This is a genomic window from Halomonas korlensis, from assembly GCF_900116705.1.
Lineage (GTDB): Bacteria > Pseudomonadota > Gammaproteobacteria > Pseudomonadales > Halomonadaceae > Halomonas > Halomonas korlensis.
On the sequence record NZ_FPBP01000003.1, the window covers coordinates 347806 to 369856 of the forward strand.

The following is a 22051-nucleotide window of genomic DNA, read 5'->3' on the forward strand; positions in this document are numbered from 1 at the left end:
TGGCCGCGGTCAGGCCTCGACGATCAACAGCGGATTGACGCCGCTGCGCCGGTAACGGTCCTCCTCGGCGAGCAGCAGGTCCAGCGCCAGGCTCGCCAGGTCGTCGGCGAGCGGTTCGGCGTCGGCATCAAGCTCGCTCGGCACGATCTTGAGGTAAGTATGGCAGTCGCCGCAGGCTTCGGCCTGTACCGGCAGCAGCGGCTGGCCGCTTCCGTCCTCGAGGCTAAGATAGTTCAGCTGGCCGGTGCTATCGCAGACGCTGCACTTGGCGCGCTCCAGATACCACTGGGTGCCGCACAGGCCGCACTGCAGGTAGCGCACGCCGCTGCGCTGTGGGTCGCGATGGATGACGCTGGCCACCGGGGCCGAACCGCAACACGGGCAGATGGCTCGCGCCTCGCTTGCCGGGCGCGGCGGCGGGGCGGGCAGGCACTGGGTCAAGCGCAGCCAGGCGATCTGCAGCGCGGCGGCGATCAACGGCATCAGCCCGCGCTGCGCGTCGGGCCCCGCACCTTGCGAGAGGATCTCGGTGGCAAGCGAAGCGATGTCACGGCGCGACATGTCGCGCAGGCCCTCCACCAACGGTCGTTGAGCCTCGCCGAGGTGCGGTTCGAGCGCATCGAGCAGGGCGCTGAGCTCGCTGTGATAGTCGACGTCCTGGCTCAGCGCCTGGGCGCCGAGCGGCGGCATGCCGTGCTCGAGCGCTAATGTGAAGGCGTCGGGCTCGGGCTGCCAGTCGGGGCGATGGCCTTCCAGCACCGCATGCTGCGCCTGGGCGAGCTGCGCCATGAAGCTCAGGAAATCACCCAGCGATTCGACGCGCTCCGCCAATTGTTCCAGGCGCCGAGCCCGCTGCGCGAAGAGTCCCGGCTCGGCAAGCAAAACCGCGGGAGGGTCCATGACGCCCAGCGGGGCGCTGCCGTATACGTGTGTCACCTTGGCTCCTGCCCGCTCGCCGGGGGTTGCTGAGGATGGGTAATCGCGTCCAGGCGGCGTTTTTTCTGCATCTCCGATTCGTACCAGAGCGAATGGTGGTGCCGGGCCCAGGCTCGGCTGACCCGGCCGCGGACCATGGCGTGGATCGACCCCTTCACCCAGATACCCGAATAGATATGGATGATCAGGGTAAGGATAGCCAGGAACGCCGCGTAGGCGTGGATCACTCCGCCCAGGCGCCGCAGCGTTACCGGCATGATGTCGCCGAAGTAGGGCTCCCAGATCATGATCCCCGAGATCAGCAGCAAGGGCACGCACAGCACCATGATCCAGTACACCAGCTTCTGGCCGGCGTTGTTCTTACCCACCGGCGGCAGGCGGTCGTCGCGATTGCGCAATACGTCCTTGATCTGCTTGAGCCATTGGATGTCGTGGCGCTTTATCAAACTCTCCTTGAAGAAGCTGATCGCCATGATCATGAACAACACCGTCATGAACAGGCCGATAAAGGGGTGAATGATGCGTGTGGGAATCGGGCCACCGAACAGGCCGGTCAAGGACCAGAAGTAGGGGTGGAAGAGCGCCAGCCCACTGAGAACCAGCAGCACGAAACTGATCGCGACGAGCCAGTGGTTGATGCGCGTCCACATGCTGTAGCGAAGAATGCCCTTGTGGCGTCCGGGAGGTGTCATGGGCGATGCTCCTCGTCACTAGGCCGGCCTTGTCCGTTCCGGTCCTGTCCGTTCAGGTCTTGGCGGCTCAATCCTTCGTTGGCCTCTTCGGCGCGCATTTCCTCCTCTTCCTCGGGGGGAACCTCCTTGGGGCCGGCGGCGACGTAGTGGAAAAAGCCGGTCAGCGCCGCCAGGCCAATGGCCGCCGACATCAGCGGCTTGGTCACACCCTTCCAGGCCTCGACCATGGGGCTGATACGCGGATCCTTGGGCAGGCCGCTGTAGATTTCCGGCTTGTCGGCATGTTGCAGCACATAGATCACGTTGGTGCCGCCGACCCCTTCGGGGTCGTAGACCCCGGCATTCTCGTAGCCGCGGCTCTTGAGGTAGTCGGTGCGCGTCTCGGCGAGCTCGTGCATGTCTTCACGCGTGCCGAACATGATCGACCCGGTCGGACAGGACTTGACGCAGGCCGGCTCCAGGCCATGGAAGACTCGGTCGGAGCATAGCGTGCACTTGTAGGCCTTGGAGTCCTTCTTGGAGATGCGCGGGATGTCGAACGGGCAGCCCGCCACGCAGTAGCCGCAGCCGATGCAGTGCTCGGAGTTGAAGTCGACGATGCCGTTGGCGTATTGCACGATGGCCCCCGGCGCCGGGCAGGCCTCGAGGCAGCCCGGCTCGGCGCAGTGCATGCAGTTGTCCTTGCGGATCAGCCATTCCAGGTTGCCCTGCTCGTTCTCGTACTCGTTGAAGCGCATCACCTCCCAGCTGTTCGGCGTGAGGTCCACCGGGTTGTCGTAGACACCGACGCACTCGCCCACGTCGTCACGCAGATCGTTCCATTCCGAGCAGGCCACCTGGCAGGCCTTGCAGCCGATGCAGCGCGATACGTCGATCAGCTTGGTTACCGTCTCGACGGCACCGTCGCGCACCTGCGGCGAGGGCGCCGGCGAGGCCGAGCGGGCGACGATGTTCTGCAGATTGATCTGATCGCCTCTCATCTGTTGTCTCCTTCCCTAGAGCTTGTCGACCCGGACCAGAAATGACTTGTACTCCGGCGTTTGGGTGTTGGCGTCGCCCACGGATGGCGTCAGGGTGTTGGTCAGATGGGATTTCTTGGTCTCGCCCAGAAACCCCCAGTGCAGCGGGATGCCGATCTGGTGAACAGTCTGGCCGGCAACCTGAAGCGGCCGGATGCGCTTGGTCACCACCGCCACAGCGTCGATATGCCCGCGCTTGGAGCTGACCCGCACCCGGTCGCCCCGTTCGATGCCGAGTTCGCTCGCCAGGCTCTCGCCGATCTCGACGAACTTCTCCGGCTGGGTAATGGCGTTGAGGCGGTTGTGCATCGTCCAGTAGTGGAAATGCTCGGTCAGACGGTAACTGGTCGCGGCATGCGGGAATTCCTCGAAGGTGCCGAAATTGGCACGATCCTCCTCGAAGACTCGCGCACCGGGATTGTGCTTGGCCAGCGGGTTGTCCGGATGCAGCGGGTTGTTGGCGATTGGCGTCTCGAAGGGTTCGTAATGCTCGGGGAACGGCCCTTCGACCATCCTGTCCCGGGCGAAGAACTGGCCGGAACCGGTCTGGTTCATGATGAAGGGGCGCTGATTCGCCGCGGGTTCGGAATCGGTCGGGAAATCGGGCACGTCGTTGCCTACCCAGCGCTGGCCGTTCCACCAGACGACCGCCTTGCGCGTCGCCCAGGGGGTGCCGTCCGGGCGCGCGCTCGCCCGGTTGTAGAGGATGCGTCGGTTGGCGGGCCACGCCCAGGCCCAGCCCAGCGTCTGACCGGTGCCGTAGGGGTCGGAGTTGTCGCGGCGCGTCATCAGGTTGCCTTCTTCGGGCCAGCACCCCGCAAACAGCCAGCAGCCGCAGGCGGTGCTGCCGTCGGCGCGCAGCATGCCGAAATCCTCGAGCTGTTCGCCGGCACGGACGACGATGCGCCGCTCCTCGTCCTCGACGTCTTCGAGCGCCCAGCCGTTGTACTCGCGCGCGAGCTCCGCGGGGCTGGGTTCTTCGGGGAAGCGGTAGGGCCAGTGCAGGTTGAGCAGCGGCTCGGCGAAGGCGCCGCCTTCCTCGCGATACAGGCGCTGCAGGCGCAGGAACAGCCCGGCCAGGATCGCCGTGTCCGGTCGCGCTTCTCCCGGCGGCGGCGCGGCCGCCCAGAACCATTGCAACCAGCGTGAGCTGTTGACGATGGTGCCGTTCTCCTCGGCGAAGCAGGTGGTGGGCAGGCGGAACACCTCGGTGTCGATCGTGCTGGGGTCGACGTCGTTGTACTCGCCATGGTTCTTCCAGAACTCAGCGGTTTCGGTGCGCAGCGGGTCGATGACGACCAGATATTTGAGCCGAGAGAGCGAGGCGGTGATCTTGGCCTTGTGCGGGAACGCCGCCAGCGGATTGAAGCCCTGGCAGAAGTAGCCGTTGACCTCGCCATGGTGCATCCGCTCGAAGGTATGCAGCACGTCGTAGAGGGTCTCGCTGAGCTTGGGTAGCCATTCGAAGCACCAGTCGTTCTCGGCGGTGGCCGCATCGCCGAACCAGGCCTTCATCAGGCTGACGTGAAAACGCTCGTAGTAGCGCCAGTAGGAGACCTGATCGGGAACCAGCGGGGGCCGGGCTCGTTCCTGAATGTAGTTGGTGTAGTCCTGCTCATCGTCCTTGGGCAGCCGCATGTAGCCCGGCAGCAGGTTGGAGAGCAGCCCCAGGTCGGTCAGTCCCTGGATGTTGGAATGGCCCCGCAGCGCGTTGACCCCGCCGCCGCGCAGGCCCATGTTGCCCAGCAGCAGCTGCACCATTGCTGCGGTGCGAATGATCTGCGAGCCGATCGAGTGCTGTGTCCAGCCCAGCGCGTACAGAATCGTCATGGTCCGGTCGGACGCAGCCGTTTCGCCGACCATGGCCCAGACATGCTCGATCTTGGCGCGCGGCGTGCCGCAGACGTTGGACACCACCTCGAGCGTATAGCGACTGTAATGCTCGCGCATCAGCTGGAAGACGCAGCGCGGGTGCTGGAGCGTGTCGTCGCGCCGGGCGAAGCCCTCGTCGTCGTACTCGTAATTCCAGCTTTCGGTGGCGTATTCGTTGCTCTCGGCGTCATAGCCGGTGAACAGGCCATCCTCGAAGCCGAATTCCTCGCGCACGATCAGGCTGGCGTCGGTGTAGGCACGCACGTAATCGTGGTGGATCTGGTCGGTCTCGATCAGGTAGTTGATCAGGCCACCCAGAAACGCGATGTCGGTGCCGGTGCGGATCTCCGCGAAGTAATCCGCCACCGCCGCCGTGCGCGTGAAGCGGGGGTCGACGACCACCAGGCGCGCGTCGTTCTTCTCCTTGGCCTCCATCACCCAGCGAAAACCCACCGGATGCGCCTCAGCGGGGTTGCCGCCCATGGCGAGTATCAAATCAGCATTGCGGATGTCGACCCAGTGATTGGTCATGGCACCGCGACCGAATGTTGGGGCAAGACCTGCCACCGTCGGTCCGTGTCAGACGCGTGCCTGGTTGTCGAATACCAGCATGCCGAGACTGCGCACGATCTTCTGGGTCAGATAGGCCGTCTCGTTGGTGGACGCCGAGGCCGCCAGAAAGCCGGTGGTCAGCCAGTGATTGACGGTGCTGCCGGCGTCGTTCTGAGTGACGAAATTGGCGTCGCGGTCATCCTTCATGTGCCGGGCGATGCGATCCAGGGCCTCGTCCCAGCTGATCTGCTTCCATTCGTCGGTGCCCGGCTCGCGCACCTGGGGATGGCTGAGGCGTGAGTCGCTGTTGACGTAATCGAGCAGGCCCGAGCCCTTGGGACACAGTGAGCCGCGGCTGACCGGATGGTCCGGGTCGCCCTCGACGTGGTAGATGTTGTCGATGGTATTGATTGCCTCGTCGCCCCGGCTGTAGAGCAGCACGCCACAGCCCACCGAGCAGTAGGTGCAATTGCTGCGGGTGATCTTGGCGCCCGAGAGCTTGAAATGGCGGATCGAGGCGACTGCTGGCTCGGGGGCAAAGCCCATCATGGCCATACTCGAGGTAGCCATGCCTGCCGCCCCGAGCTTGAAGAATTGTCGCCGCGTTATCTTTAACGTCATGTGGCCTCCTGCCGCGATCGCGTGTCCTGAAAATAAGCGTAGCGAGTCTCTCGCCTTTATTGGTATTGGCCGTTATGGCTTCCTGGGTGGTTATTGCTCGTTATCGTCCGCTGCCTGGTCGGGTGCGTCTTCTTCTGCTTCCTGACTAGTGCTGCCCTGTGACATGCCGTTTTCGGGCCTGCCGGTTGTCTCGGCGCCCAGCGGGTCGTCCGGCAAGGGAGGCGACTCGCGCTCGGGCGAGGTGGTTTCGTAGGCGGCCCCAGCGTCCGGCTGGGAGCCATCGGTCTGCAGTATCGCGTCGCCACGCGACTGGCCGCCGCTCGTTGTTTCCTCTTCCACTTCCATGTCCGACCCGGTAATAAGGCTCGTGCGACCGGGCTGGCCGGTATCGATATCCGGTGGCTCGGGTGTTTCGCCGGGGGGGCGGGGCGTCATCTCCGGCGCCGGCGCTGCCGTTTCGGCGGCGTTGGCGCTTGCCAGCAGTAGTGTGGACAACAAGAGCGCACAAAGCGCTGGCCTGAGGGGGGGGTACATGGCCTGTCTCCTCGTCGTTCCTTGACTCATGGCCGGTGACTCCCTTGAGGTTTAGCACAAACTCCACGCCGCTGCCGCGTTCGTCGCTCAGCCGATGTCCCGGTGGGTCTGCCGCGTCAGGTGGGGCTCTGATAGGCTGAGGTTCGTGACTCACGACACTCAAGGAGCTCTGATATGGTCTCGGACATGGTTTCGGACTCGGCCTCGGCGACGCCTTTCGATAAGACCCTTGCCGCCCTGGACGCCCTCCACGCCGAAGACCCGCGACAGGTCGAGGTGGACGGCGAGAGCGTTCCCCAGGAGCTTTGGCACGCCCGGCGAATGAGCGCCTGGCTCGAGCGGTTGCACGCCTCGCCGGACGAGCTCACCCAGCTGGCGGTGCGTGGCCAGCACCTCCAGCGTTGGCAGGTGTCGCGCCATGAGTACCCGGAAGGGCGAGTGGGCTATCTCACCTGGCGACGCGATCAGGGAAAGCGCGCCGGCGAGACGACCGCCAGGCTCATGCAGGAGGCCGGCTATACGTCCGAGGAGGCCGAGCGGGTGTCGAGCATGATCCGCAAGCAGGGGCTTGGCCGTAACGAGGGTACCCAGGCGGTGGAGGACTGTGCCTGCCTGGTGTTCCTGGAGAACTACTTTGCCGACTTCGCAAAGCAGATTGAGCACGATCATCTGGTGCGTATCGTACAGATGACTTGGAAAAAAATGTCGCCACGCGCCCATGAGCTGGCGCTGGGGCTGCCGATGAGTGACGAGGCGCGCGCGCTGGTCGAAGAGGCGCTGGCGGGCTAGCTAGCCTTCCGGTTCAGTCAGTCAGGCTCAGGCTTAGCGTATCCTCGTTCCCGCAGGGCTTGCCATGGCGCAGTGTCAGGCGGCGCGCATCGAGGTTCATGACCACCGAGAACAGCGTCTCCATGCGTTCCTCCGGCGGCTGGTCGGGATTGTGGTGGCGGCAGATCGACAGCGGAGCGCCCTGATGATCGCTGAGGATCTCGAACAGGCGTGCCTCGTCCACCACGGCGTCGGCCGGCAGCCGCTCGCGCAGCAACTGGTCGAGCTGGGCCAGCCGCGGTCGTGAGTCGGGCCGCGGAAAGTCCTCGACCTGGCAGGCCTCACCGCGGGCATAGAGGTGGTTGGTGTGCGTGACCACCCCGCGCTCGGGCGCCAGGCGGCCGGGCTCGCCGGGATGGACCTCGAGTCCCACGGCCTGGCCCCGTTCGCCGTCAACGGCAGCGCTGGCAATCAGAAAATGCGCCGGGGCACAGACGCGGTCGCGGGTGGCCACGGCCACCGCACTTGCCATGTCGGGGCACTCCAGAATCTTGCGCAGGGCGACATGGATCGGCAGGCCTTCGCCGCAGATGCGTGAGCGAATGGCATTGAGGCAGACGCCGATGCCGGCGGCGTTCATGCCGATCTTGGCGACCATGCCGGCCTCGCCGATGCTGACCAGCGGCGCAGCCTGCTCGCCACGGATGTCGAGGGCCACCACGTTGTGCAGCTGGTCGGCTCGCCAGTCCCAGTTCTGGGCCAGCCACTGGGTGCCGCCGCGGGCCAGGGCGAAGGCCGAGCAACCGCCGCTCGCCCGGGTCAATGAGATCTCGCTGCGACAGTTGAGCGTGAGGATATCCGCCAGCTCGACCCCGGCACCGCGGGCGATGCCTTCCATCTCGTCGAGAATCTCGGGAAAGCCGCGCTCGATCATGCGCTCGAAGCGCCCGACCTCACGCCGCGCCTGTTGCCAGCTCAGGCCCACGAAGTCGAAAAACAGCCGGTCGTAGACCTCGATGCTGCGTTGGATGAGTTCGCCATGGGCGAGGCCATGGGCCTCGCCCATCTCGCGTCGGGAGCCGGAAAGCTCGGTCACGTGCAAGGTGGTTGAGCTCATAGGGCCTCGCCCAGGGCCTCGTCGAGCAGGTCGAGGAAGGCAGACCACGACTTCTTGTCGGCACGTTCCTGATAGCTGTCGTTGCCGAAGACGGTAAAGGCGTGGGGCGCGCCGGAATAGACCTCGATCTCGTAGGTGGCGTTTGCCGCCTCGAGCTCCTCGCTTAGGGTCGCGACCTGACTCATGGGGATGGACTCGTCGGCGCCGCCGTGAGCGATCAGGATGGGGCCGACATCATCGGGCCATTCCTGTCCTTCAGGCGTGGCCAGGCCCCCATGGAAGCTGGCGTATCCCACCACGTCGTCGGCCTCTTCGGAGCGTGCGATCTCAAGCACCACGGCGCCGCCGAAGCAGTAGCCCATCACCACGGTCGGCTCGGCCGCTCCCTGGGCGCGGGCCTCGGCCAGTCCGGCCAGAGTCAATTCGCGCATGCGCTCGCGATCTTCATAGAGCCGCGCGGTCTCGGCCTTGCGATCCTCGACCGTGTCGGGGCGGTTGCCCTGCCCATAAAGATCCACGGCGAAGGCATCAAAGCCCCGTTCGGCGATCATGTCGGCGCGGCGACGTTCGTAGTCGGTCAAGCCCACCCAGTCGTGAATGATCAGCACGGTGCCGCGGGCCTCGCCCTCGGCGCTGGAAAAATAGCCCTCGAAGGTCTCGTCATCGACATCGTAGGTGATGTTGTCACCGGCGGGGCTGACCGCATGGGCATTCAGGGCAAAGGCGCCCAGGGTGGCCGCAAGCGCCAGGGAAGAGCGGGTAGAAAGAATCATGGTGTCTCCTGAGATTCGGTCCATCAACGGAGAGTATAGGCGCCGCCCCCAAGCGTTGGCGTTGATTGCTTGTGTTTTGCCGACAAGACTTCCAGATTAGGTAGGTGTGCATTCCATGTCACTAAAGCGAGACAAGAACCATGAAAAAACGCGTATTGGCGATGGCGTTGGCCACCTCTACTGTGGCCCTGTCCGGCATGGCTCAGGCCGAGGTGAAAATTGGTTTCCTGGGGGGCTTCACCGGGGGAATCGAGAGCCTGACCCCGGCAATCTTCGACGGCGCGCAGCTGGCGGTGAGTCAGGTCAATGAGCAGGGCGGACTTCTGGATGGCCAGCAGATCGAGATGCCCACCGGTGACACGACCTGCAGCGATGCCTCGGCCGCCTCGAACGCCGCCGATCGTATGGTCAATTCTGAAGAAGTGACGGCCATCGTCGGTGCCCTTTGCACCGGCGCCACCATCGCCGCGGCCAACAACGCGGCGATTCCTGGCGGCGTGACCATGGTATCGCCGGCCTCTACGGCGCCGGCGGTCAGCGAACTGGACGACAACGACCTGGTGTTTCGCACCGTGCCCTCGGATGCTTTCCAGGGCGAGATGCTAGCCAAGCTGCTGCTCGACAAGGGGATCGAGGAGGTGGCCGTCACCTACGTCAACAACGACTACGGCCGCGGCCTGTCGGATGCCTTCACCGCCGCTTACGAGAACGGTGGTGGCACGGTGGCCGAGAACCTCGCCCATGAGGACAACCGCGCCGATTACCGCTCCGAGCTCGGCACGCTGTCTGCCTCGGGGGTGCCGAACCTGGTGGTGCTGGCCTACGCCGATACCTCCGGACAGACGGTCCTGCGCCAGGCCTACGAAAGCGGCATGTTCACCCAGTACGTGGGTGCCGACGGCATGGTCGGCGACAGCCTGGTCGAGGCGATCGGCGCGGACGTACTGGAAGGCATGATCGCCACCCGTCCGGGCAGTCCCGATCTTCCCGGCACCGACATGTTCATCGAACAGGCCGAGGCGGCGGGTATCGACCCCAGCGCGGTGTTCGCGGCCCAGGCCTACGATGCTGCCTTCCTGCTGGCCCTGGCCATCGAGCAGAACGGCAATGCCGAGCGCGAGGGCCTGTCCGAGGCGCTGCGCAGCGTGGCGATGGAACCCGGCGAGGTGGTCCTGCCCGGCGAGTGGGAGAAGGCGAAGGAACTGATCGCCGCCGGTACCGAGATCAACTACGAGGGCGCCTCCGGCACCCACGAGTTCGACGACAACGGCGACGTGCCAGGCGTCGTGGTCGAGATGGTCGTGGAGGACGGCAGCTTCGTCAGCAAGGGCGAAGTGAACCTGTAACGCCTGGGCCGGTAACGCCCCAAGCAAGACGTGAAAGACTCTGGCGGACAACCGTCGGGGTCTTCTCGTCTAAGGCTTAGCCGGGCTCAGCCGTGGTGCTTGACCTTCTCGGGCAGCAGCCCCTTTGGCGCGAAGCGCAGCACCAGCGTGATCAACAGGCCGATCACGAACACTCGCGCCTGCAGGGCGCGGCTGTCCAGATTGGTCGGGGTCTCCCAGCCAAGGCCCGCGCCCAGGGTCAGCGCCATATCCATCAGGAACAGCGCCATGGGTGCCGACATGATCCAGATGATGTAGACCGCCACGGCGCCGAAGATGGTGCCCAGGTTGTTGCCGGGCCCGCCCAGGATCACCATGACCAACACCAGGAAGGTGTGGTTGAGCGGGAGATAGCCCTGAGGATCGAAGATGCTGTTGAAGCTCGCCAGCGCCGCACCGCCGATACCCATCAGGATGCAGCCCAGCACGAAGATCTCCAGCCGACGCTTGTTGATGTCCTTGCCCATGGCGGCAGCGGACACCTCGTTGTCGCGGATCGTCCGGATCATGCGGCCCCAGGGAGCATGGTAGGCGCGGGACAGCAGGAAGAAGATCACCGCGATCATCACTGCCGTGATGGAGAGGTACAGTGCCCGTGCCAGGGTAAAACCCAGCTCGCTCGGCCCCGGGACCGGCCAGGGCAGCGGTGATACGGTGGCGGTGCCGCGGGTCAGCCAGTCGGAGTTCTTGAGGAAGGCCTTGATGATCTCGGCGATGCCCAGGGTAGCGATGGCCAGATAGTCACTGCGCAGCCCCAGGCAGACCCGACCGATGAAGTAGCCGACGCCGCCGGCAAGCGCTCCGCCGACCACCCAGCCGACCCCGACCGGCAGGCCCAGGCCGCCGATGAAGCCCGCGCGCGACTCGATCTGCCCGGTGACGTCGCGGAACACATTGATCACCGCCAGGTAGAGCACCACCGCCAGCAGTACGGCGATAACGGTGCGCAGCAGCTTCGGCACCCCCAGCCGGTCGAGCCGCGTCGCGCCGAACACCAGCAGTGCCGCGCCGAGCATGTAGAGCAGCGCCCGGCCCAGTTCGCCGGGCAGTTCGGTCTCCCAGAAGGCGGGGTTGACCGGAATGCTGAAGAACATGGCACAGAAGCCACCGAGTGCCACGAAGCCCATGACCCCGGCATTGAACTGGCCCGCATAGCCCCACTGGATGGTCAGGCCCAGCGCCAGGATGGCATAGCAGGCCGCCTCCACCAGCATGCGGGTGCTGTAGGCGCTGCCCATCACGGCATAGACGCCCAGTACGGCCACCAGCACCGCGGCGAACAGCACCACTTCGCGCATGGGGAAGCGTGACGGCTCGGCGACCGTATCGGCGCGTTTCGTTTCCATCAGATCACCTTGCCCTTGAAGATGCCGGTGGGACGCCAGATCAGGATGGCGACCAGGATAAAGAAGGGCACCACGATCTTGTACTCGGTGCCGACGAAGGCCAGGTTGCCGGATTGCAGCAGCCATTCCGGCAGGCTGTCGCGGAAGGGGCGCAGCATCACGCTCCAGTTGAATACCGCCAGGGTTTCGGCGAAGCCGACCACAAAGCCGCCGGCGATGGCGCCGTAGGGCTTTCCGACGCCGCCGACGATGGCCGCGGCGAAGATCGGCAACAGCAGGAAGAAGCTCAGGTCGGGCTTGAAGGTGACATCGAGCGACAGCAGCGTGCCGGCGATGGCGGCGAGCCCCCCGGCGATCACCCAGGTCACGGCGACGATGGTGTTGGTGTTGATGCCCGAGGCCTGGGCCAGGTCGGGATTGTCGGACATGGCGCGCATCGCCTTGCCCAGCCGCGAACGGCTGAGGAAGAGATGCAACGCCACGACGGCGACGATGGTCAGCACAAACAGGTAGAACTGCGGCTCGGTGACCACCACCGGGACCCGTACGCCCTCGATGGGCAGGGGGAGTCGAAAGATCTCCTTGCGGTCATCCACGTAGAGGCTCTGGCCGCCGGTGCCGGCGAACAGACGGATGAGGCCCTGCAGCATCAGGGTCACACCGAGAGAGCCGATCACCAGCACGATGGGCTTGACCCCGTGGGCGCGCAGCGGCTTGTAGAAGGCGCGGTCGATACCCACGGCGAGCAGCGCCGTCAGGGCCATGGCCAGGGGCAGCATGACCAGAGCCGTCGGCACGCCGAATGCCGCGCCGGCGCCGGGAAACACGCTGGTCAGCAACAGCACCATGAAGGCGCCGAAGGTCATCATGTCGGCATGGGCGAAATGGGCGAAGCGCATGATGCTGAACACCAGGGTCACCCCGACCGCGCCGATGGCGTAGATCGAGCCGGATACGCTGCCGGCGACCAGCACATTGTTGATGAAGAAAACGAGTTCATTCACGAGAGGGTTCTCCAGTACTGGCGCCGGGGACTAGCCACCGAGGAAGCTCTTGGCGACTTCCGGGTCGGCCAGCAGGGCGGCGCCGGTATCGGTGAAACGGTTCTGTCCGGCGGCCAGCACGAAGCCCTTGTCGGCGATAGCGAGCGCCTGCTTGGCATTCTGCTCGACCATGAGGATGCCAACGCCCGCGGCGTTGATCTCCCTCACCCGCTCGAAAATCTCGTTCCTGTACAGCGGCGACAGCCCGGCGGTGGGTTCGTCGAGCAGCAAGACGTCGGGCTCGGCCATCAGCGCCCGGCCCATGGCGACCATCTGGCGCTGGCCACCGGACAGCTCGCCCGCCGGCTGATGGCGCTTATCAAGGAGTGGCGGAAAGAAGCCATAGATATTGTCGAGCATGCGCTTGACGTTGCCGGGCTTGAGGTAGGCGCCCATCTCCAGGTTTTCCTTCACCGTGAGGCTCGGGAAGACGTTGTTCTCCTGGGGGACGAAGCCCATGCCCCTTGCCACCAGCTGGTTGGGCGGCAGGTTATGAATCGGCTCGCCGCGCAGCAGGATCACGCCCTGATTGACGGTCAGCAGGCCGAACACGGCCTTGAGCATGGTCGACTTGCCGGCCCCGTTGGGCCCGACGATGACCCCGATATCGTCGGCTTCGATGGCCATGTTCACCCCGTTGAGAATGTTCATGCCGCCGTAGCCGCCATGCACGTCGCGTGCGTCGAGTAATGGCATGTCGCTGCGTTCTCGTCTGTTGTCGGTCTTGTCGTGGCGATGCCATAGACCATAGATTGGTGCGTGCGTCAGGCCGTGCCGAAATAGGCCTCGATGACCTCGGGGTTGTTCTGGATGTCCTCGATCGAGCCCTCGACCATCACGCTACCTTGAGCCAGCACAATCACCGGGTCGCAGAGACGCGCGATCATCTCCATGTCGTGTTCGATGACCAGAAAGGTGTAGCCCATCTCGCGGTTGAGCCGTTCGATGTTGCCGATCAGATCGCCCAGCAGGGTGCGGTTGACCCCGGCGGCGATCTCGTCGAGCAGCACGATACGCGCGTCGGTCATCATGGTGCGGCCCAGTTCCAGCAGTTTCTTCTGCCCGCCGGAGAGGTTGCCGGCCAGCTCGTTGCGCACATGGTTGAGGCTGATGAAATCGATTACCTCAAGCGCCCGGCGGCGCACCTCAACCTCCTGCATACCCACCAGCGAGGGCTTGAACCAGGCATTGAACAGGCTCTCGCCGGGCTGGTGGGGTGGCACCATCATCAGGTTCTCCAGAGCGGTCATCTGGGAGAACTCGTGGGCGATCTGGAAGGTGCGCAGCAGGCCCTTGTGAAAGAGTTCGTTGGCGGGTCGGTTGGTGATGTCCTCGCCATCGAGTCGCACCTGGCCGCTGTCCAGCGGCAGGGCACCGGCGATGATGTTGAACAGGGTGGACTTGCCGGCCCCGTTGGGGCCGATCAGGCCGGTAATTGACCCCTGTTCCACCTGGATCGAGCAGTCATTGATGACCCTTAGGCCACCGAAGGCCTTGTTGACGTGCTGCACGTCGATGATGGCTGCCATGGCCTGTTCCGCCTGGTTATGTTTCTTGTCATTGATCATACCCATGGGAAGACCCCGAGGCCGCCGCCCGGGGGGCAGCGGCAGGAGGTATCATTTTTCCTGGCTGGACTCCACCAGGAAGGTGCGGCCGGCAGCGAAGGCGCCGACGATCACGATGGCGCCAATGGTCGGGATCAGGTAGCCCTCGACCTGAGGAATGGTGCGCAGGAAGACGAAGGAGACGGCAGCCGGGCCGACGAAGCGCACCAGGAAGCGCCAGAGGACAAACCAGCGCTGGTTGGTGCGAAGCTCCATCATGACTTCGCTCTGTGTCAGTGCCCAGCCGGCGAACAGCGCGATCAAAAGGCCGCCTACTGGCATGAAGATGTTGGTCAGCAACTCGATGAACTCGAAGGCGCTGCGCCCGAACAGGGTGTGGAACAGCGTGCCCTCGGCCCATAGGTTGAAACTGAGCACGGTGAGCAGGCCCATTGCCCAGCTGGCCACGACCATGAGCGCGACCGCCTGGGGGCGGGTCATGTCGAAGCGCTCGACGAGATAGGCTGCCACCGGCTCGATCAGCGAGATCGAGGAGCTGATCGCGGCGCCCAGCACCAGAATGAAGAACACGCCGCCGATCAGCGCACCGAACGGCATCTCGGCGAAGGCCAGCGGCAGAGTGACGAACATCAGCCCGGGGCCCTGTCCGGCGTCGAGGTCGGCACCGAATACCAGCGCAAAGATCGCCAGGCCGGCGACCATCGCCACGGCGGTGTCGACAAACGCCACGGCAATGGCGGTGCGGGTCAGCGAGGCCGCGCTGGACATGTAGGCGCCGTAGGCCATGATCGCGCCCATGCCGAGGCTCAGCGTGAAGAACGACTGGCCCATGGCCTCGAGCCACCCTTCGAGGCTCAGGTCGGCGAGGTTGAAGGTGAACAAGAAGCTCGCCGCTGCGCCGATATCGCCATTGACGATGCTGTAGAAGAGAACCACCAGCAGGATCACGAACAGTGCCGGCATCATGATGCGCAGGCCGCTCTCGATGCCCTTGTGGATGCCCATGCCGACAATCAGCCCCGAGGCGATGATGAACAGGGTGTGATAGAGCGTCAGCAGGCCAGGCGAGGCGAGCAGGGCATCGAAGCCAGCGCTGATGGTTTCGGCGTCGGCGCCCACCAGGCTGCCGGTAAACATCTGCCAGGTGTAATGCAGGGCCCAGCCGGCGATCACCGAATAGAAGCTCAGGATCAAGAAGGCCGAAGCGCCGCCCAGCCAGCCGATGGCCTCCCAGGCTCGCGAGGTATTGTGCGTCTGGGTCAGGTGGCGCATGCCCATGATCGGGCTGCGCCGACTGGCGCGTCCCAGCATGGTTTCGGCGATCAGAATGGGGATGCCGACGGCGAAGATGGTCAGGGCATAGATCAGGATGAAGGCGCCACCGCCGTTCTCGCCGGCCAGGTAAGGAAAGCGCCAGAGATTGCCCAGGCCGACCGCCGAGCCGACGGCGGCCAGCAGGAAGGTACCCTTGTGAGTCCAGACGTTGTGCGTGCTCATGAAGTTTCCGGGTGTGATGTATGTCAGCCTTGTGGGCCAGACGTGCAACTTTGCGACATCAGCCCCTTCATGGCTAGTGGGCTAGCGTTTAGCGCGCGTTTAGGGCACTAGGTGGCCTCGTCTGCCGCCCTCAGTCCTCGTCGTCGCTGGCATCCAGTTGGGGCTCCAGGGCGCGGCTGGCATCGGGCAGGCGCACGGTATCGCCCAGGACGAGCTTGCCGTGGGATTTCAGGCGGCGGCCGTTGTCGGCCGAGATCAGCGCCACGACGTCGCCGATGCTGGTGCCGTCGATATAGGCCTCGACCTTGACGCGAACAATGGCGCCTTCATGGCGAGCCGACAGGATGTCGCCGGGTCCCGGCTCGTCGAGGCCGACGGGATTGTTCGCGAAGTGCTGAAGGACGCTGTTGGCGCCGGGATCATCCCAGTCCACGTGCTTGTGCATGGTCTTGCTCCCCTAACATGATTGGCCTAACGTGATTCGACAGCCTCCAGCATAGCTGTCCGACTATCAAACGCCATGGCAAACCCGCGAGCCCGCCGGGGGTAGGCTCGGACAGGCAGCGCGGCGGGCGTTATTTCTTGCTAGCGCGCTTGCGCTCGTTCTCGGTGAGGTGCTTCTTGCGCAGGCGAATGTGATACGGGGTGATCTCGACGAGTTCGTCGTCATCGAGAAACTCGATGGCTTGTTCCAGCGAGAATTTCACCGGCGGGGTCAGCACGATGTTCTCGTCGTTGCCCGTGGAGCGCATGTTGTCGAGCTTCTTGCCCTTGGTGGGATTGACCACCATGTCGTTGGCGCGGTTATTGATGCCGATCAGCATGCCCTCGTAGACCTCGGTGGCATGGTCGATGATCAGCTTGCCGCGCTCTTGAAGGGCGAACAGCGCATAGGCCAGCGCCTTGCCGCCGACCATCGACACCAGCACGCCGTTGCGACGCTCGACGGCGGCGTCGGGCTTGAGCGGGCCGTAGTGATCAAAGCGGCTGGTGAGGATGCCGGTGCCAGAGGTCAGGGTCAAAAACTGGCCGCGGAACCCGATCAGCCCGCGTGCGGGGATGATGAAGTCCAGGCGCACGCGGCCCTTGCCGTCAGGATTCATGTTGGAAAGCTCGCCCTTGCGATAGCCGATCTCCTCCATGATGGCGCCTTGGTGCTGCTCCTCGCAGTCGATGATCACTTCCTCGTACGGCTCCTGCTTGACGCCGTCGATCTCGCGAATGATCACCTCGGGGCGGCCTACGGCCAGCTCGAAGCCTTCGCGGCGCATGCTCTCGATCAGCACCGAGAGGTGCAGCTCGCCACGCCCGGACACCTTGAACTTCTCCGGCGTTTCGCCCTGCTCGACACGCAGCGCGACGTTGTGGATCAGTTCCTGCTCCAGGCGCTCCTTGATGTTGCGGCTGGTGACGAACTTGCCGTCCTTGCCGGCGAACGGCGAGTCGTTGACTTGAAAGCTCATGGAGACGGTCGGCTCGTCCACCGACAGCGGCGGCAGCGCCTCGACATTGGCGGTGTCGCAGAGGGTGTCGGAGATCGCCAGGTTATCGATGCCGGTGATGCAGATGATATCGCCGGCGGTCGCCTCGTCGGTCTGCACGCGCTCCAGGCCCATGTGGGTCATCACCTGGCCGATCTTGCCCTTGCGGACATTGCCTTCCTTGCTGACGATGCTGACCTGCTGGTTGGGCTTCACCGAGCCGCGCGTGATGCGCCCCAGGCCGATGACGCCCACGTAGCTGGAATAATCCAGCGCCGAGATCTGCATCTGGAAAGTGCCGTCGAGTTCGACCTTGGGCGGCTCGACGATATCGACGATCGACTGGAACATCGGCGTCATGTCCTCGGCCAGCTCGTCGGGGTCGGGGCCGGCGACACCGTTGAGTGCCGAGCAGTAGATGATCGGGAAATCGAGCTGCTCGTCGGATGCGCCGAGGTTGTCGAAGAGATCGAAGATCTGGTCGATGACCCAATCGGGGCGCGCGCCGGGGCGGTCGATCTTGTTGACCACCACGATGGGCTTGAGGCCCTTGTCGAAGGCCTTCTGGGTGACGAAGCGCGTCTGCGGCATCGGACCGTCGACGGCGTCGACCAGCAGCAGCACGGAGTCGACCATCGACATGACGCGCTCGACCTCGCCGCCGAAGTCGGCGTGTCCCGGCGTGTCGACAATATTGATGTGGTAGTACTCACCGCCCGGGGCCTGCCAGCGAATCGCCGTGTTCTTGGCCAGGATGGTGATGCCACGTTCCTTTTCCTGGTCATTGGAGTCCATGATGCGCTCCTGCCCCTCGGCCTTGCGGTCCAGGGTGCCGGACTGGCTGAGGAGCTTGTCGACCAGGGTGGTCTTGCCGTGGTCGACATGGGCGATAATGGCGATGTTGCGGAGATTCTCGATCACGACAGGATCCTGCTGGAAAAGGGGGGCAGTATTATAGGGGCAGGGCCGGCATGGCTACCAGTGTTGTCGGTGGCGGCCTGGCGGAAACACGCAATATCAGTGGCTTCCCGTCGACATGCAGCGCGAACTGGCGGGGCGAGAGTCAGGCCGGGTCGTTATCCACGCGAGCCTGGCAGGCGCGCAGCCGCTCGATCAGGTCGGGGAGGGCGTCAGCATCCAGCGAGGGATCACAGCCCCCGATACGATCGAACCAGACGCGAGACACACACAGGGTATCGCTGAACGGGTGGTAATGCAGTCGTCGCCACAGGCGTGCCAGGCGACTCGAGGGTTGCTGCGTCCTGACCACCGCATCGCGCTCATGATGCTCCATGCTCGCGATCGTGCGGGTGATCCAATCCAGGGTCAACGAGGCGCCTTGAGCCGGGAAGAGCAGCACTTCGCCCTGGCTGTGCGTCACGGCCAGATTGAGACGATCGCCGAGCGGCGTGCCTTCGGCGTGAATCAGGATCGCTCCATGATGTTTCGCCAGGACCGCCAGGCGGCGATCCCCTGTATCGTCCACCACCAGTAACTCGAGGCGATTGTCGAGACGCTGCAAGATTTCCTTCAATGACGTCAGCCGTCGCGGAATCCCCGCGCCTGAGGAACGTGCATCGAGAAAGATGCTGCAGGTGAACATGAACGAGTGGGCTCCGCTAGGTCGGACAGCATGCCGAGACGCTGGGGATGAAATTCGTGAGCTAGTCGACCGGCGCTTTAATGTAATAAAGAGTATCTATTAGTTGTTAATTGTTTCAATACGCCGTAGGAGTGATTTTGCTGACAATTGGCAAGGGAGGCTATCCCTAGGCCATGATGAGCCAAGCCATCACTATGAGGCACGGCTGATGCTAGTTGGTGTTTTGCTCGAAATCGGTGCATTAGCGTATCTATATGCACCAAGTAGGTGCAAATATGCGTCTTGCTCCCCTATTTACCCTTAAAGGAGCGAAGCGCATGATCGGCGCCTGAAAAAATCATTAATCGAAAGTATGCATAATTCAGATGGTTATGAGAAATAAACGCTATGCTGGTGCAAGGTTGGCATGCGGGATGCATTGTTCTGAACAGCGCCATGCACGTTTATGGCGACCGTGGGCAGCTTGCCCACGGCGTGCTACAAAAGATCGCCGATAACGTCGGCTCTCATATCATCCCGTCGGTCGGCCCATCGTCGATCGAGCCAAGCTCACTATGGAGGACTTCATGTCTGCCAAGACTCTTGCCCTGATTGAAGAACACGACGTTAAATGGGTCGATTTGCGCTTTACCGATACCCGCGGCAAGGAACAGCACGTTACGATTCCTGCCCGTGATGTCGACGAGGAATTTTTCGAGAACGGCCAGATGTTCGATGGTTCCTCCATCAACGGCTGGAAGGGCATCAACGAGTCGGACATGATCCTGCGTCCGGAAGATGGCTCCGCCTTCCTCGACCCCTTCACCGAAGACGCGACCCTGGTGCTGCGCTGCGACATCATCGAGCCGGCCACCATGCAGGGCTACGAGCGTGACCCGCGCTCGATCGCCAAGCGCGCCGAGGCGTATCTGCAGTCCACCGGCCTTGGTGATACCGCGTTCTTCGGTCCCGAGCCTGAATTCTTCATCTTCGATGAGGTGCACTGGAAGACCGACATTCAAGGCGCCATGTACAAGATATCCTCCGAGGAGGGGGCCTGGGCCACCGACAGCATGATCGAGGGCGGCAATCTGGGACACCGTCCGCGGGTCAAGGGCGGCTATTTCCCGGTGCCCCCGGTGGACAGCTTTCACGACATTCGCGGCGCCATGTGCAATACCCTGGAAGCGATCGGCCAGAGCGTCGAGGTGCACCACCACGAGGTGTCCAACGCCGGCCAGAACGAGATCGGCGTGAAGTTCAACACCCTGGTCAAGAAGGCCGACGAAGTTCAGGAAATGAAGTACGTGATCCATAACGTGGCCCACGCCTATGGCAAGACCGCCACCTTCATGCCCAAGCCACTGGTCGGCGACAATGGCAGCGGCATGCACGTGCACCAGTCGTTCTGGAAGGAGGGTCAGAACCAGTTCGCCGGTGACGAGTACGCCGGCCTGTCAGAAATGGCGCTCTACTACATCGGCGGTGTCATCAAGCATGCCCGCGCCCTGAATGCCTTCGCCAACGCTTCCACCAACTCCTACAAGCGTCTGGTGCCAGGCTTCGAGGCGCCGGTGATGCTGGCCTACAGCGCCCGCAACCGCTCCGCGTCGATCCGCATTCCCTACACCGCGAGCCCCAAGGGCAAGCGTGTCGAGCTGCGCTTCCCGGACCCGACCGCCAACCCCTACCTGTGCTTCGCGGCGATGCTGATGGCCGGCATCGACGGCATCAAGAACAAGATCCATCCCGGCGACGCCATGGACAAGAATCTCTATGACCTGCCGCCGGAAGAGGGCAAGTCCGTGCCAACTGTGGCCGAGAGCCTCGACCAGGCCCTGGAAGCCTTGGATGCCGATCGCGCCTTCCTGACCGAAGGTGGCGTGTTCACCGACGACATGATCGACGCCTACATCGAACTCAAGATGGAAGACGTGGAGCGTATCCGCATGACGACGCATCCGATTGAATTCGACATGTACTACAGCTGCTGATCACGCGGCCGCTTGTCGAGCCGGCCCCGATTTAGGTGGGTCAACAAGACGAGACGTACCTCGAGACGAAAAAAGGGTTCCGCCATGGCGGAACCCTTTTCTTTGGGTCAGTATCCCAATCAGCAAGTCCGCATTTTGCACGTCGCGCTCGCCCGGGGCGGCGGTGACCGGCACGGAGAGACGTATGCACAAGGCAATCGCGGCGCTGGCGCTGGGACTCTCGTTGAGCCTCATCGTCCAGGCGCAGACCATCTATCGCAGCACCGACGCCCAAGGCAACGTGATCTTCACCGACAATCCGGAGCGTGGTGGCGAAGCGGTTGACCTCGAGCCGCTGACGGTGGTGCCTTCGCGTGGCGAGGTGCGCGACCAGGAAGCCGTGACACGGGTCGAGAGCGGCGGTACGAGTGCCTCCCGCGATGGTCCTGGCGAGCCCTTCATGCCCTACGACAGCTTCCGCATCGCCTCACCCGGCAATGAGGAAACGCTTCCCAGTGGCGCTGCAGGCAGCCTTGAAGTGACGCTAGGCATCGAACCCCGGCTGCGCGAGGACCATCGGGTACGGCTGCTGGTGGACGGGCGCGTCAGCCAGTCGGCGATGCACACCGAGGCGTTCCTGCTGACCGACCTGACGCGCGGCGAGCATGTCCTGCAGGCCGAGCTGATCGATGGCAGCGGCGAGGTTCGCCATCGCACGTCCCCCGTGACGCTGTATGTCCAGCGCGCCAGCGTTAATTTGCCCCAGAACCCCAATAACCCCGCCAATTAGCTGCCCCTTCGCCGGGCTCCTCGGCCGCTGTGCCCGGACGGCAGTGACAGGCCTTGTCGCGAGCCAGCGAGCCGCGGCGACGGGCATTTCGATGCCTTCGATCATGCCGACAGGGTGAGCGAGGACAGCGCCCTCGACTATCGACCCGGCGACCAGTTGCGTCATCGAGAGGCAAGGCGCGCCGCCGAGCGAGAGAAGCGGCGTTACCGCCGCTGGGACAAGCAGCGTTTTCCCCGCGATCGCTGAGTCGCGGGGGTGGATGAATCGGTGCGTCCCGTGGTGCGCCTCGCCCTTTCACTGTGCGCCATCAAAACCGACGCACTATTTTGGTGCACTAGAACGGTGCATGGCAGCACCGTAATGGCGCCAGGCCGTGGTTTATGCGGCTGGCCCGCTTCTTGCAAAGCATTGGGAAGACAGCTGGGAAGACAGCTGGCGAGGCGGCGAAATAACGCTGTCACCGAGAGTTTTCGGCAGTATGGGATCTTGCCAAGACACGAGA

20 protein-coding genes are annotated in these 22051 nt (G+C 63.9%); 5 read left to right on the plus strand and 15 right to left on the minus strand.

Annotated elements, in window-relative coordinates:
• Window positions 1–9: 9 nt before the first annotated feature.
• The 5 genes from fdhE to BM341_RS06365 all read right to left on the minus strand — a co-directional run bounded on the left by fdhE (window position 10) and on the right by BM341_RS06365 (window position 6226).
• Window positions 10–936, minus strand: coding sequence for a formate dehydrogenase accessory protein FdhE (gene fdhE, locus BM341_RS06340; protein WP_245784188.1), 927 nt, complete (start codon window positions 934–936; stop codon window positions 10–12).
• Window positions 933–1628 (minus strand): formate dehydrogenase subunit gamma, encoded by a 696-nt coding sequence (locus tag BM341_RS06345; protein WP_089794037.1) that lies wholly within the window; start codon window positions 1626–1628, stop codon window positions 933–935. Before BM341_RS06345 ends, fdhE begins: the two co-directional genes overlap by 4 nt.
• Entirely contained in the window at window positions 1625–2608 is a 984-nt protein-coding gene (gene fdxH, locus BM341_RS06350; protein WP_089794039.1) for a formate dehydrogenase subunit beta, read from the minus strand. Before fdxH ends, BM341_RS06345 begins: the two co-directional genes overlap by 4 nt.
• A gap of 15 nt (window positions 2609–2623) precedes the next feature.
• On the minus strand, window positions 2624–5692 hold the full coding sequence (gene fdnG / locus BM341_RS06355) for a formate dehydrogenase-N subunit alpha (RefSeq protein WP_139232982.1): 3069 nt from the start codon (window positions 5690–5692) through the stop codon (window positions 2624–2626).
• 90 nt (window positions 5693–5782) lie between these two features.
• Complete coding sequence (locus BM341_RS06365; RefSeq protein WP_089794044.1) at window positions 5783–6226, minus strand: hypothetical protein; 444 nt, start codon at window positions 6224–6226, stop codon at window positions 5783–5785.
• 174 nt (window positions 6227–6400) lie between these two features.
• On the opposite strand from BM341_RS06365, the gene BM341_RS06370 reads away from it, so the two are divergent.
• Window positions 6401–7015: a DUF4202 domain-containing protein gene (locus BM341_RS06370; RefSeq protein ID WP_245784189.1), complete on the plus strand. Its 615-nt coding sequence runs from the start codon at window positions 6401–6403 to the stop codon at window positions 7013–7015.
• A 13-nt stretch (window positions 7016–7028) separates the two neighbouring features.
• Here the strand turns inward: BM341_RS06370 and BM341_RS06375 are convergent, their stop codons facing one another.
• Window positions 7029–8111: a C45 family autoproteolytic acyltransferase/hydrolase gene (locus BM341_RS06375; protein WP_089794046.1), complete on the minus strand. Its 1083-nt coding sequence runs from the start codon at window positions 8109–8111 to the stop codon at window positions 7029–7031.
• Window positions 8108–8884, minus strand: a complete 777-nt coding sequence (locus BM341_RS06380; protein ID WP_089794048.1) for a dienelactone hydrolase family protein — start codon at window positions 8882–8884, stop codon at window positions 8108–8110. The genes BM341_RS06375 and BM341_RS06380 overlap by 4 nt, the downstream gene beginning before the upstream one ends.
• A gap of 140 nt (window positions 8885–9024) precedes the next feature.
• On the opposite strand from BM341_RS06380, the gene BM341_RS06385 reads away from it, so the two are divergent.
• Entirely contained in the window at window positions 9025–10230 is a 1206-nt protein-coding gene (locus BM341_RS06385) for an ABC transporter substrate-binding protein (RefSeq protein ID WP_089794050.1), read from the plus strand.
• Window positions 10231–10316: 86 nt separating this feature from the next.
• Here the strand turns inward: BM341_RS06385 and BM341_RS06390 are convergent, their stop codons facing one another.
• The 8 genes from BM341_RS06390 to BM341_RS06425 form a co-directional block, all read right to left on the minus strand.
• Window positions 10317–11615: a branched-chain amino acid ABC transporter permease gene (locus BM341_RS06390; protein ID WP_089794052.1), complete on the minus strand. Its 1299-nt coding sequence runs from the start codon at window positions 11613–11615 to the stop codon at window positions 10317–10319.
• Window positions 11615–12619, minus strand: a complete 1005-nt coding sequence (locus tag BM341_RS06395; RefSeq protein WP_089794053.1) for a branched-chain amino acid ABC transporter permease — start codon at window positions 12617–12619, stop codon at window positions 11615–11617. Before BM341_RS06395 ends, BM341_RS06390 begins: the two co-directional genes overlap by 1 nt.
• A gap of 30 nt (window positions 12620–12649) precedes the next feature.
• Complete coding sequence (locus tag BM341_RS06400; protein ID WP_089794055.1) at window positions 12650–13354, minus strand: ABC transporter ATP-binding protein; 705 nt, start codon at window positions 13352–13354, stop codon at window positions 12650–12652.
• 68 nt (window positions 13355–13422) lie between these two features.
• Window positions 13423–14187 carry an ABC transporter ATP-binding protein gene (locus BM341_RS06405; RefSeq protein ID WP_089794226.1) on the minus strand — a complete coding sequence of 255 codons (765 nt, stop codon included), beginning with the start codon at window positions 14185–14187 and terminating at the stop codon, window positions 13423–13425.
• A gap of 90 nt (window positions 14188–14277) precedes the next feature.
• The gene (locus BM341_RS06410) at window positions 14278–15723 is read right to left on the minus strand and encodes a sodium-dependent transporter (RefSeq protein WP_089794057.1); all 1446 of its coding nucleotides are present in this window, start codon (window positions 15721–15723) and stop codon (window positions 14278–14280) included.
• A gap of 130 nt (window positions 15724–15853) precedes the next feature.
• Entirely contained in the window at window positions 15854–16168 is a 315-nt protein-coding gene (locus BM341_RS06415; RefSeq protein WP_089794059.1) for a hypothetical protein, read from the minus strand.
• A gap of 130 nt (window positions 16169–16298) precedes the next feature.
• Complete coding sequence (typA, locus tag BM341_RS06420) at window positions 16299–18125, minus strand: translational GTPase TypA (RefSeq protein WP_089794061.1); 1827 nt, start codon at window positions 18123–18125, stop codon at window positions 16299–16301.
• Window positions 18126–18267: 142 nt separating this feature from the next.
• Complete coding sequence (locus tag BM341_RS06425; protein WP_089794063.1) at window positions 18268–18807, minus strand: glycosyltransferase; 540 nt, start codon at window positions 18805–18807, stop codon at window positions 18268–18270.
• A gap of 566 nt (window positions 18808–19373) precedes the next feature.
• Between BM341_RS06425 and glnA the strand changes: the two genes are divergently transcribed.
• The 3 genes from glnA to BM341_RS19635 all read left to right on the plus strand — a co-directional run bounded on the left by glnA (window position 19374) and on the right by BM341_RS19635 (window position 21795).
• Window positions 19374–20780 (plus strand): glutamate--ammonia ligase, encoded by a 1407-nt coding sequence (gene glnA, locus BM341_RS06430; protein ID WP_089794065.1) that lies wholly within the window; start codon window positions 19374–19376, stop codon window positions 20778–20780.
• Between the two features lie 184 nt (window positions 20781–20964).
• The gene (locus BM341_RS06435; protein WP_089794067.1) at window positions 20965–21549 is read left to right on the plus strand and encodes a DUF4124 domain-containing protein; all 585 of its coding nucleotides are present in this window, start codon (window positions 20965–20967) and stop codon (window positions 21547–21549) included.
• Window positions 21550–21663: 114 nt separating this feature from the next.
• Complete coding sequence (locus BM341_RS19635; RefSeq protein WP_281246484.1) at window positions 21664–21795, plus strand: hypothetical protein; 132 nt, start codon at window positions 21664–21666, stop codon at window positions 21793–21795.
• Window positions 21796–22051 lie beyond the last annotated feature (256 nt).